The following is a 15114-nucleotide window of genomic DNA, read 5'->3' as shown; positions in this document are numbered from 1 at the left end:
TTGGCGGGGCTAAAGATTTAAAAAGGTTGTTTGATACACTTTACAGCCTTTTTTAGAGATTATGAATTAGATACCCAACAAAGTAGCTTAAAATTGACAACTGTTCTTTAGAGCGGCTAATTCGCACCTGAATAAGTATATTTTAATGCGTTGTATTACAGATTAATTTTGAGTGCATTATTCTTATTTCTACATCCTTTTTTTATCTATTTAAAGATAATGTCGTAATTAATTTGAGGTGCTTTTGAAGAAAAAATTGACTCTAAAACCCTTATATTTTTAATAGTATTATCTCAATTTTTCTTATAAAAAACCGGGTCTTTCTAATATTTTATTCATCACTTTAAAAGTCAAAAACAGTTAGTTTTTTCGGGAGTTTTCACAACTAAATTTTATCGAGTTATCATAAAAGGCAAAATTTAAAAGTTGCGCTAGTACTTATCTAATCGTTGAAATACACTCTTTTTAAAAAATCACAAACCCAATCTATTTGATGTTTCACAACAGAAATGCTTGTTACTACAACAATTAATTCTTAACCCAACTAGTATGGATAATATTTGTTAATGGAGAATTACCCTGTTGAACGATACTAAATGGATATCGAATGATTGGAAGGCTTCAACAAATTCATAAAATGACCAGACTGACTCGCTTTTTATCTATTACAAAATACATTTCTCTTATGGGAAAACATTACTCCAAATGTTTGTTGTTTATTTTATTCTTGGCGTTAGGTTTACAGACTTCCTTTTCTCAGGTAAAAGAGGAATTTGCTCCGCGTTATAAGGCTGATATTCGTGGTGAACTTACTTTTATCGCTAATAGCATTGTAGGTCGCCAACAGGATGCATATTGTGAAGGCAGAGGAAGAAGGGAAGTTTGCTACCCAGAACAGACCCCCAATGACGCCTTTAATGACATAGGAACCTCATCTACTTCCAATGATTCATTTGATATGAATTATATTGATATAGATGGTGATTCTTCAACATTCAGTTCAAGTGGTGCCACCCTTACAATACCTAATATCGAATGCGCTTTAGTTAGATATGCTGGTCTTTATTGGTCTGCGGTTTATACAAATAGCGATAGAAGCGATTTAGGTGATATTAAATTTAAATTACCAGGAGGTAGCTACCAAGATATTACTGGGGCAGAGGAAATTTATGATGGATTCGGTGATAGTGATTTCGGATATTATTCCCCTTATGTTTATTATAAAGACATTACTTCAATGGTTACGGCAATGCCAAACCCAAATGGGGAGTACTTTGTTGCAAATGTTCGTGCAGATAATGGTAATAGTATAAGAGGAGGGGTATCTGGAGGTTGGAAAATGGTTGTTGTTTATGAAGATCCAAATCTACCTGGTGATAAATTTATTACCACTTTTGATGGTTACGCAGGTATTGCATCAGGTGAAAGTGTCGATATTCTTATAGATGGTTTTACCACTTTACCAGCACCTTTTCCTGTTTTTGCAAATATGGGCGTGGCGGCACTAGAAGGTGATAATGGTATCACTGGTGATGCTCTACAAATAAATGCCAATGGTACTTTTAGTACATTAAGAAACGATAGAAATGAATTAAACAACTTTTTTAATTCTAGTATTACAAATAATGATGTTCAATTTACGGACAGAAATCCAAACAGTGTAAATACCTTGGGTTGGGATGTAGATTATTTTAAGATTGAAAATGGAGGTACAAGTAATACAGTAATACCAAACGGTGCTACCAGTGCTATTTTAAGAGCCAGTTCTTCTCAAGATAAATATGATATCTTTTTTGCTTCTTTTGATGTAGATATTATTGCTCCGAATATTGTGTTGAAGAAAGTTGTAAGAGAACATGGTACCAATATTAATATTACAGGAGAAGGTGTAAACCTAGCTCAGATTATAGATTACGAACTTAATTTTGAAAATATAGGTAATGATGATGGTACTGGTTATACTATTAGAGATATTTTACCTGTTAATGTAGGTCCACAAAATAATCGCAGTTTTTTTAATGCATCAGATTTTTCATTTCCTGCACCAATTTGTGAGGGTTCACCTAGAACGTGTCATGAAATTACATATTCTTATGATCCATTAACTAGGGAAATAATCTTTTATATCCCTGATGTTTTTGTAAATCAAGACGACGGTGATTACTCTATATTATTTACTGTTCAAGTTGCAGAAGATTGTTTTGATTTTATTGATGCTTGTTCAGATAAAATTGAAAATTTAGCTTATGGTACGTATGCAGGTGTACAAAACTCGGCTGTTGTAACAGATGACCCGAGTGTTTCTGATTTTACAGATTGTGGCTTTACGGTTCCTGGAGCAACAAACTTTCTTTTAGACGACCTTGCCGCTTGTAATTTTGAAAGAACTACAGAGCTTTGTGGATTAAATACGTTATTAAATGCAGGTAATGGTTTTGACTCTTATGTGTGGTATCGTGATATTGATAATAATGGCGAACTTGATACGGCAATAGATATTGTAGTTACCGATAGTGATTCAGATAATGATCCAAGCACGCTTTTAGTTACAGACGTCGGCACTTATATCGTTGATAAAATTGTTGCTGACCCATGTAAAGGGTTTAAAGAAATTATAACTGTAGTGCCTTTTGGTTCTGGAGCAACACAAAACCCGGTAATAGAATATTTTAATGAAGTTAATAGCGATACAGATCCAAATAACGATATACCGGGTGAAATAGTTAATTGTGTAGATGGTACTGAACTTCCAAAAATATTCTTGTGTGGTATTAATGATACACAACCATTAGTCGTTAATATAGTTGATGCGCAAAGTGTATCATGGGAACTACTAGACGAGGGTAGTTGTGGTGTAAATGCCGAGGCAGGTGAAGATTGTGCTAATAGAGCTCTTACCTGTACATGGACAGAAGTTGGAACAGGAAGTAACTATACGTTAAACGCACCTGGTGAATATAGACTTTCTGTTATATACACTAATGGTTGTATAAGTCGTTTTTATTTCAAAGCTTTTCAAAACACCGTTGATTTTGGCGAGCCTACCACTAGGGATATCGTTTGTAATACTGATGGTAATATTACTATTCCTGCAAGTGATGGATATGCCTTTCAATTGGTTGATGCATTGACCAATACTATTTTAATTCCTTTTAGTGCGAATAATGGTGCCAGTTTCGATTTTGGAACAGGAGAAGCAGGTTCTTACAGAGTAGAATATACGCCTGTCGATACAAATGGAGACCCAATTGAAAATGCATGTGTGTATTCTACTGAGGCTATCGGTATTCGTGAACGTACGGTAACTTATGATGCAAGCGTAACCCCAGAAACGTGTCTCAATTTAGGTACTGTTACGCTACAGATTACAGATGCTGACCCACCATATTCTTTTGAACTTAGAAGAAATGATGGTGCAGATAGTGGTTTAGGTACTTTAATAGACAGTCAAGATGGTAATGGAGACAACAATCATACGTTTAGAGATGTTAGTGCCGGAGATTATATTGCCTATATTTCCACAGATGATGGTTGTACTTTTAATCAAGCAATAACAGTTTTAGATGAGAATGATTTAGAATTAACTGCTAGTGTAACACAACATATTACCTGTGAAGACGGTATTATTTTAATGGATGCCGATGGTGGTAACCCAGACTACTCATACGTAATTTGGCGTTATGTTAATGAAGGCGGAACTACGATTACTTCGTATTCGGATTTTGCAGATATTCCTGCAACGAATTTTCAGTCTAGCGAAACATTTAATATTTCATCAGCTGGTGACTATACTTTTTTAGTGTTAGACGAAACTGGGTGTTATGTGGAATCTAATACGGTTACCATCGAATTTCAACCAACAGCAGACTTTGATCCAACAACAGTAGATGATGTAGCTTGTTTCGGTGAAGCAAACGGTCGTATTCAGTACAACATTAACAATGCCAACGGGTATACTTTGTCGTTCTCCTTATTTGATTCAAATGATCAGGAATTAGCAACAAACAGTACAGGTAGTTTTCCAAATCTAGTAGCAGGAGACTATTATGTGCAAATAACTCAAACGCGAGGAACTGCTTCATGTGAATCAGAAGATATATTTACATTAAATACACCTACGGATGCCATAAGTGGCGATGCTGTTTTAGTACAAGATTATACTTGTTTACAAGAAGGTATTATTGAAGCTCAGAATGTTGCTGGCGGTACTGCTCCTTATTCATATAGTATTGACGGAATCACTTTTATTTCAGATACAACAGTTAACGCAAATCGGTTTGAAAATCTTACAGATGGTACCTACACCATTACCATAAGAGATGCGAGCGACTGTCCTTTTATTACAAACCAAATAGTAATTGACAGACCAAATCCGCCTACAGATTTAGACATTGTAGAATCTCAAATTACGTGTCCTACAGGTACATCTAACTTAACAGTAAACGCAATAAATGGTACTGCACCTTACGTATATTCTATTACTGCACCCTCTGCCATTGGTCCAACAAGTACTTCGGGGAACGAGGCTGTTTTTGAAGGCTTGGCTCCAAATACATATACGGTACGAGTTATCGATGCCGATGGTTGTTTTTATGAAGAAAATTATACGATAAATTCGATTAACCCAATATCGGCTAGTGGGCAAACTACACAACCAATTAGTTGTTTTGGTGCTGCAGATGGTGTTATCCGTTTTAATGTAAACTTCCAAGCAGGTCAAAACTTTACATATACCATTACAGGTCCTTCAGGAGTGGAAAGAACCGGGGGTACTGAAGCTTTAATTGATAATATCGACAATTTAGCGGCCGGTGTTTATACAATAGAAATTGTAGACACTGATACCAATTGTACATATACTGCTACTCACGAGTTAGAAGGTCCGGCTTCGGCATTGACTATTTCAAGCTTAACCGAAACACAACCCACTTGTACTTCAGCAGGTAGTATAAGTGTTCTTGCCGATGGCGGATGGGGAAGTTATGTATATGTACTTAATAATCCAGATAATTCTGTATTTGGTTCTAATTCTACAGGTTCTTTTACAGGTTTAACAGAACCTGGAACATATAACGGTACGGTAACAGATGCTAATAACTGTAGTGTTTCGTTCACGTTCGATTTGGATGCTGCTGAAGCTCCTGTTCTAGTAATAACACCAAATCAAGATTGTTTTGATAATGCTGTATTATTGACCTTGACCGCTAGTGTTTCTTCTGGTGGTGACGGTACTTTTGAATATAGTTTAAATGGTGGTGCATTTAGTAGTACCAATGTTTTTCCAGATTTGTCCGCAGGAACGTATACTATAGATGTTAGAGATGGAAACAACTGTACAGATACGGAGAGTATTACTGTAAATCCCGCACTAACGGTAACGGCAAGCGTAAGTAACATTATTGCTTGTGGTACCGAAACCGATATAAATATTTCTGCAGCTGGCGGAGATGGTAATTATGTGTATGCAGTAGTTGCTGACGGAGATACTCTAAATGCAGGTGACTTTGACCCAAATACTACTGTGACAGTTACTAGTACAGGTGTATATGATGTATATGTAAGAGATAATAGTGGTAATGCTGATTTCTGTGAATCTTCATATGAGATTACAATAGACCAAGATAATCCATTAGCATTATCTATTTCTAATACAGATATACTTTGTAGTGGAGAAAATCAATCTACTTTAACGATAGTTGCTTCTGGTGGAGAGGCACCATATATGTATAGTATTAATAATGGTGCAAATTATCAAACTCCGAATACTTTTAATAACCTTGGCGCAGGAACTTATAACATTCTTGTTAGAGATGTAAATAATTGCGAGGTTACTCAAGTTTATACTGTTTCTGAACCATTTACACTTTCTGCATCTGCTGCTGTTACGCAACTAGTGGAATGTAACCCAAGTGATGGTGCTGAGGTAAGAATAACGAATGCACAAGGTGGTACTGCACCCTATACTTATAGTTTTGATGGTGGTAGTACTTATGATACTGGTGCAATAGGGTACCTTTTAGCGGGATCACATACTGTAATTATTCGAGATGTAAATAATTGTACATACTCTATGGATGTTACTATTGAGCAGGCTCCAACTCCTCCAAATGTAGTATTGACTCCCGAGGTCGATTATTCATGCGATGGTACCGGTATTGTAACTATATCTCCAGACAACCCAAATTTAGAGTATACTTATAACCTTAATGGAGCGGTAAATACACCAGCTGATTCTAATGTTTTTACGAATGTACCAGTAGGTACGCATACAATTACGGTTGATTATATCAGTAATACCCCACCCGCAAGAAGTGAATTATTACGAGAAGATTTTGGAACGGGACCAAATGTTTCTATTCCTCAAATTGATACTACCTACTATTGTTACGAATCTCAAGATGCCTCGTTAGGTACATGCCCAGATGCAAATTTAAATATCAACGATTTACAATATAGTGTTACTAGTACCATTGTTGCTCCTTTTGGTACTTGGCTAAGCCCTGTAGATAATTCGGGCGACCCTAATGGTAGATATTTAGCTGTTAATGTTGGTGACCCAGGGGTAAATACCATTGTGTATAGTAAAACAGATATTGAAATAGTACCGAATAGAGATGTTGAGGTAGATTTAGATGTCATTAACTTAGTTAGACAAGGGTCGAACTTGATTAGGCCAAATATTTTGGTAGAGATTGTAGACCCCTCAGGAAATGTTATTGATAGTGGCACTACTGGTCTTATTGATGAAAACACTGGTGTAAATGATTGGAGAAATGTAAATATTCCTCCTTTAGATCCAGGTGCAAATAGTACAATTGATATTGTAATCAGAACAATTGCTACAGGAACTAACGGTAATGATGTTGCTATTGACAACATCAAGGCTTTTCAAAGTCCAGAACAATGTTCACAAACGGTTTCCATCGATGTTACTGTAGAAGATGGTAATGCTTTTGAAGCTTCGTTGCTTTCTTCTAAAGATTTGGATTGTAATGCAGATAATTCTGGTTCAATAACTTTTGAAGTTGATAATTACGGTACAAGTGGATTTGAATATAGCTTAGATAATTTTACTAATATTTTAGGTAGTACTACGGTATCTCCCCAAACCATATCAGGACTTTCGGCTGGTAGCTATAGAATATATGTTAGAGAGGTAGGAAGTTCTTTGCCAGGTTGTACTACATTTATCGATGAAACTATTGAGGAACCAACCCTAGTAGTTGCCAGTGCAAACTTGTCACAAGAATATACTTGTGATAACGGCGGAGCAGAAATTACAGCAAGTGCAACAGGTGGCACACCAGGGTATGAGTATCAATTAGAAGAAGATGCTCTTGGAATTGTAACCGCATATCAAACAAGTACAATTTTTAACGGATTGCCGGCAGGTACATACAATGTTAGTGTTAGGGATGCCAATGGATGTACTGATTTAACAGATACGCCTATTGTTGTAACAGATCCAGAAACACCAACTTTTACTTTACTAGAAACAAGTTGTTATAGTGGTAGTAATGATGCTACGATCGTTGTAAATGTTACAGCTGGTAATGGAGATTACCAATTTAGAATTAATTCAGGACCTTGGCTGACACCAACGCCAAGCAATGCATTAAGTTATACATTTAGTAATCTTGCAAACGGAACCTACAACATAGATGTAAAAGATAGTTATGGCTGTCCTTCTGCTCAACAAAGTATTACCATAGAGCCACAATTGCAAGCTTTTGTTGATGTTGTGGATATAAGTAATTGTGCAGACGGTTCCATTACGGTAACAGCTACTGGAGGTGATGGTAACTATGAATATGCTTTTGTGTCAACTACGGTTAACCCTACCGGCTTGTTTGGACCATCAAACTCATTTGCGGTAACCTCAGGTAATGAAGGTATATATGATGTATATGTAAGAGACAATGGGGGCAGTACACCTTTCTGTGAATATGTTGAAACGGTAGAGGTAGACCCAGCATTAGCTTTAGCTTTTACTGCAACACCCACAGATCCAATTTGTCATGATGGTTTAGGAAATATAGAAGTTAATGTTACTTCTGGTGAGAATCCGTTTACTATTGAAATTATCGATTTAGATAATGGTGGAGCATCAAATGAAACTTTGACCAATGTTGTTACCTCAATTACTACATTTTACAATCTTTCACCAGGAAATTATACTATTAATGTAAGAGATACCGATGGTTGTTTGGTTTCTGACACGCCTATAACAATTGATAACCCTGATGAATTAACAGCAGATTTTGATCCTATTTTACCCCCTGGATGTGATCCTGATCCAAACCAGTACGGCTTTAGACTAATTAATTACCCTACCACTTTAGGAACTTTAGAATTTAGTGCAAATGGCGGGTCAACATGGCAGTCAAGCGATTCTTTCGTAGGTGCATCTTACGCTTCTGGAACGGAAGTAGAACCTGCTATTAGGGTAGTTGGTACTAATTGTCGTATCGATTTATCAAGATATACAATACCTTATCCCTTAGATGATCTAAATATTGACCTTACCGCTAATCTTATTAGCTGTAATAACCTTGAGGTTACTGTGCAAGGTACGGCAGGTTTGGCACCTTATCAGTATACATACTCCGAAGATCCGGCAAATTTTGACCCATCTACAGCTGTATGGACTGCTTATACACCAGGAAACCATGTGTATTCTGGATTGATACCTGGGCGTACGTATGTTTTTTATGTGCGTGATAGTAGTCCTTGTCTACGACAAAGTAGTGTTAATGTAAATGACATTGTGCCTCCACCAGTGCAAATAGATGCCTTGGTAATCCCAACATGCGACGGGTTTAACAATGGGCAAATCACATACACTGTCACCGAAAATACATCAGGGGAGCTAGGTGGTTCTTTCGATTGGGATTTTTATCGCCTTGAGCCTTCTTCAACACCGACACTTGTAGATACAGGAACTGTTGCTTCATTTACTTCTGGAGATAGTTTTGTAGTACCAACCCCTGCAAGTTTGCCAGAGGGCGATTACTATGTGGAAATTAGAGGTTCGGCTCCTAATAATTGTATAATTGGAGGTGAAAATATTCGTGTTAGGGAATTAGACCCAATAACGTATACACCAGCTGTTTTAAACCATATTACATGTGCGAATCATGGAATAATTGAGATTCAGAACATTCAAGGAGGAGGTGGAATATATAATTACACTCTTACGAGTAGTAATTTTACCTCGAATATTGTAACAGCGTTACGTTCAATAGAAGTTCCAATTTCTAATCTAGTAGATGTTACAGCAACTCCTTTTGATATAAATATTGATGTAACGGATCAGTATGGCTGTACAGTGGCAACACAGACTGTTTCAATTAATATTGCTCAAAGCCCATCAATTGATAGTATCTCAATTGCAAATTGTGCAACTCCGCTCAGTTTGACAGTAAATGCTTCTGGTGGAACAGGGTCATATTTATACTCAATTGATGGAGGCTCTAATTATTTGGATAATGGAGGCATATTTAACAATATAGCTTCGGGTACATACAATGTATCTATCATTGATGGAAATGGGTGTACTGATACCGATACCGTAGATGTTAACCCTGTTTTAGAAGCTGATGTTAGTCTTACTAAATTATTGGATTGTTCTACTTTACCTGATGCAGAGATTACGATTGATGTGAATTTTGGTTCTGGTAATTATGATTATGAGATTTCAAATGGATTGGGCTCCGTTGTAACAAGGACCAACCTGTCTAGTAACCCATATGTTTTTAATACGTTGGTGCCAGAAGATTATATTATTACGATATATGACAATGACACTTCATTACCTGAATGTAATAGGATGTATACTATTACAGTTCCACCGGCTGTAATGCCAGTTTTATCAATTGACGCTTATTTTGATGCTAATTGTTATGGTTCTGATGATGGAATTATTACGGTATCTGTATTAGATAGTGGTATTAGTCCTTTTACTTTTGAGATTATTTCAGGACCAGGAAGCGGTGCAATCTTTCCAATTACGGCAACATCGTCTACAGCTACAAGGGCTACCTTTGAAGGTCTGGAAGGTGCCGTTACAACAGGTATTACTTACACAATTAGGGCAACGGCAGCTAATGGTTGTTTTGATGATATAACCCAAAGCATTTTAGAACCAGATGCTATTAGTAATATCAATGCTTCGGTAATAGAATTTATCTGTACTGTTGGCAATAATGATAATAATGCTTCTATTACTATAGATGATACCTTGATAGACGGAGGTTCTGGAAATTATGTACGATATGAATTTATTGAAGAGGATGATCCCAATACCGCTACTGTTGAAACGCCTGTAGTTGTTCAGTCAGGTTCTAATACAGTGTATACCGAAACTGATATTGCTGGTGGAGTTTACACCATCAATGTATATGATGACAAAGGCTGTTCTGGTAGTACTATTGCTACAATACTTCCTTTTGATGAGATTACTAATGCAGTTGCAAATGTTTCCAATACGGTTACTTGTGATCCAATTAGTGATGGAGAATTAACAGTAGTCGTAACTTCAACCTTAGGTGATGCTACTAAATTCGAGTATAGTATTGATAATGGTGCAAACTACCAAGTATCTAACGAGTTCGGCGGATTATCTGCGGGATCGTATACGATTCTTGTGAAGCATTTAGATACAGATTGTATCGTTTCTGCGACTCAAACTTTAGAAGAGCCAAATACATTTACCATTGATGTTGTTAAAACAAGTGATGTTATATGTTATGGTACGGCAACTGGTGCAGTGAACTTTGCATTGGTAGACGCTACATACCCTGGCGGATTTACTTGGACTATCTATGATACCAATGGTACTTTAGCAGATGTTAGCGATGATACAACTGTGATTTCTGGCACAGAAGCTACAACAAACGGTCCTACAGCAGATATTAACTTATTTGCAGGTAGTTACTATGTTTCTATAAGGCAAGATAACAACCCGTTCTGTACAAATACGGAAGCGTTCACTATTAACGGTCCAACAGCTGATATTAGTGGATCTACGGTAGTGACGGATATTACTTGTGCTTTAGGCGATGGTTCAATAACGATTACTGACGTAGTTGGTGGTTGGGGTGGCTATGAGTATTATGTAGGCTTACAGTCTGCAGGCATTCCTGCAACTACAGATTTTGTCGTAGATGCTAGATTCGCTCCACTTTCAGCAGGTACATACCATGCATATGTTCTAGATGCTGAAGGTTGTATGCAACTTATAGAGGATGATATTCTTCTTGAAGTTCCTGAGGATATTAATGCCGATTTACTTGTTACCGTAGAGAATTGTACAAACCTACAAGGAGTGTTAACGGTAAGCAATGTAGTTGGCGGACAAGGAAGTAACTATACCTACCAATTGGTAATGGACAATGCTAACTTCCGCGCACCACAGAATACCACAGTTTTCTCTGGTCTAGGTGCTGGTAAATATGAAGTAATTATTACAGATCAGTGGGGTTGTACATTTACTACTGGTTCTAGGTTCTTATATGAACAAATGGATGTTTCTACCACAGTAGATAAGTCTATTGATTGTACTATTACACCAGGAGGTGAAATTACGGTTAACGTAACCGGTGGTTCTACAAACCTTGAGTTTGAAATGACAACTCCATCATCAAGTGTTGTAACTCAAACAACAGGTGTATTTACAAACCTGACCGAGGCAGGACCATATCGTTTCATAGTAAGAGATTTAGATACAACTAACCCTGTTTGTGAAAGAGAAGTCACTCAGACATTAGATGCACCAGTTGATCCAGTATTATTAGACGCAACTATTGTTAATGTAAGTTGTTTTGGAGATACTAATGGTAGTATTAGGGCCAATATTGACCCAAGTACAGACGATAATCCTATTTATCAATATGAATTATATGAAATAGCCGATTTGGTAAATCCAATTGTTCCTGCTCAAGATGAGCCTTTGTTTACAGGTTTAGCGACAGGTGATTATCAAGTAAGAGTAATATCTAGTAGAGGTTGTGAGGGCTTTAAGAACGAAACAATCGATCAACCTACACAATTAACCGTTTCTGCAACAGCTACGGAATTTAGTTGTGCGGCAGATAATAGCGTAAACACTGCAACTATAACAGCTACGGCTGGTACGGGTACAGGAACCGCACCATACTTATACAGTATTGATAATGTTATTTTCCAAGCGTCAAATACATTCAATGTTACTGACGATAGAAGTGTACAAAATATAGATGTATATGTAAAAGATGCCAATGGTTGTACTACGTTCGATACCGTTACAATTCAACCTATAAATACATTTACAGCTACAATAGCTCAAGATGTCGAAATTACATGTACCAACGATGAAAGAATAACAATTTCAGTAGTTGATAATGGTTTGGCACATAACTACGGTTATGAGTTGTTACCAATTGGTAATGCAACTGGTACTTTATTAAGTACGACAATAAGCTCTGCAACGTACGATTTAAATACTGTTGGCTCTTATGTATTTAGAGTTACAGATTTAGATACAGGTTGTTATGTAAACACAGCTAGTTATACGGTTGCTCCGTTCGATTTCATTACGGCAACAGCTACTGCGGTATCTGAGGTTACATGTTTTGGCGATACCAATGGAAGTTTGGAAATTGATATTGATGGGTATATGGGTAATTATACTTACGAGGTATTTACCACGGCAGGTGTTTCTGTTATAGCAGCAACTGCTTCGGATACCAGTGTTAATCCAAGAACAATAACAGGGTTATCCGGTGGTAGCTACTATGTTACCATTACAGAAACAGATGTTCCCTTTTGTACTGAAGATACAAATATGGTGACTATAATTTCTCCGGACATGGCTTTAAGTGGGGTTGTTACTGTAGTTGCAGAAGCTACTTGTACCGATGATCTTGGTGAAATTAGAGTTGAGGTAGAAGGTGGTTATAGCCCATATGATATTGAATTATCAAACACTAGTGGTGATAGTTTCATCATGGAAGATGTTGATGGTGCTCTATTCACAGCATTGGCTTCTGGTGATTATACGGTTACTATAACTGATGATATTGGTTGTGTGGTTACGTATACAGAATCAATTACTCCGGCAATACCTATAGTGGCTAATGCAACACCGTTGGTTACCGACCTAGCTTGTTATGGAGATACAGGAGCGGTTGTAACTGCAAATGTAACAGGTGGTGGTAGTGGAAATTATAGTTATCAGTTGAACTATTATGATGAAACCGGTACTACGATTACAACTACAACGGGAGCACAAACGAATCCTAATTTCAGTGATTTAGGCGCAGGTTTCTATAGCGTTACCGTAGTTGATGGGTGGAACTGTGATACCACGACCAATATAGTAGAGGTAAGGGAGCCAACAGAAGTACAGGCTAGCTTAATTAGAACAGATGCATTAACATGTGCAGAAGGTGCTGAGTTTGAACTTACTGCAACTGGTGGTAGCGGAACGTATGAGTATAGTGTTGATAATATCAACTTCTTGCCAATGCCTGTATCGGGTGTAGTTTACTTGCCAGAAACAGGTACGTATCAAGCAGGTAGATATCAATTCTATGTACGTGATGCAATCAACGGTTGTGAGTCTGCAATCTCTAATGCAATTACAGAAAACGAAATACCACCGCTACTACTATTCGTAGATGAAACTGCTGCAGTACTGAATTGTACTGGTGAAAGCACGGCAATTATTTATGCAACTGCTGATGGCGGGTTAGGAAACTACCAATATGAATTGTTTACTGATAGTTCTTTAAGTGTAGCTTCTAGAATTGCCGGTCCACAATCTCAAGGTGTGTTTAGAGATTTAGGTGCAGGTACGTATTATGTTACTGTAATTAGTAATGATTGTGAAACAGCACCAGAAACTGTAGTTATTGATGAGCCAACACCGCTTTCTTATACGGACAATGTTATTGATATTACCTGTGAAGGTGAGAATAATGGTGAGATAACCGTAACGTTATCTGGTGGAGCTGGTGGTTATCAATATGCGATTTCTCCAAACTTGAATCAATTCTATGATGAAAACACATTTACAGAATTAGGTCCTGGAGAGTATACGGTAATCGCACAGGATCAAAATGGTTGTTTCGAATATTTGACGTATACGATTTCAGAACCATCAAGTTTGGCTGTAACAGTAGAGACTACAGCAGAAATTTGCGTAGATAGTCAAGATGGTTCTATCATCCTTGAAATAACAGGAGGTACAGCACCATACAGCACAGCACTGAATTCGAATAGTGACACAGATTTTGTATTGAACAGAACAGAATTCTATGACATGGCCGCTGGTAATTATTTAATAGTAATTAAAGATGCTAATGGCTGTGATACTAATGTTGTGGTTGATATTGAAACCGGTGTAAATCTTAATGCCGCTGTAGTACCCGTATATGAATGTTCAAGTGATACGCCAGATAATTTTGTAAACATAACGTTAGAAGATGACAGTGTAATCGGTGATGTGCTTTATGCGATAGATTCTGTTGACCCAGCTGATTTACAGTTGAATCCTGATTTTAGAAATTCAGCACCAGGCAATCATTATATAACCATTACTCATTCTAATGGATGTATACAAACAGTTGACTTCGTAATTGAAGCCTTTGAACCGTTAACACTTGTATTGGAGCAGAATAACATGAACGAAATAACTGCTGTTGTTGAAGGTGGTCGTGAAGGTTATACATACTATTTCGATGGCTATGATAATGGTGATAATAATACGTTCTATATCACTAGAACAGATACCTATGAAGTTCGTGTTGTTGATGGGAACGGATGTTCTACTGTTGCAAATATATTTATGGAGTTTATAGACATTGAATTGCCTAATTTCTTTACCCCTGATGGCGATGGACAGAACGATTTATGGATCCCTAGAAACATTGAACAATACCCTCAAATACTAATAAAAATATTTGATCGTTATGGTAGAGTGGTTTCCGAACAATCGGTTGATTCTGAAGGTTGGGACGGAACATATTTAGATAACGAATTGCCTACTGGAGACTACTGGTATGTAGTTAAACTGAATGGCGATCGAGATGAAAGAGAATTTGTTGGACACTTTACTTTATACCGTTAAAAACT

The 15114-nt window shown here is 37.1% G+C and carries 1 protein-coding gene; it reads left to right on the top strand.

What is annotated here, in order from left to right:
• Window positions 1-637 precede the first annotated feature (637 nt).
• The gene (locus tag ACJJVP_RS05680) at window positions 638-15109 is read left to right on the top strand and encodes a T9SS type B sorting domain-containing protein (RefSeq protein ID WP_405411571.1); all 14472 of its coding nucleotides are present in this window, start codon (window positions 638-640) and stop codon (window positions 15107-15109) included.
• Window positions 15110-15114: the final 5 nt, after the last annotated feature.

The organism is Maribacter sp. Asnod1-A12 (assembly GCF_045063735.1).
Taxonomy (GTDB): Bacteria; Bacteroidota; Bacteroidia; order Flavobacteriales; family Flavobacteriaceae; genus Maribacter.
Note: the sequence above shows the minus strand (reverse complement) of the source record. Positions and strands in the feature narration are given on the sequence as shown.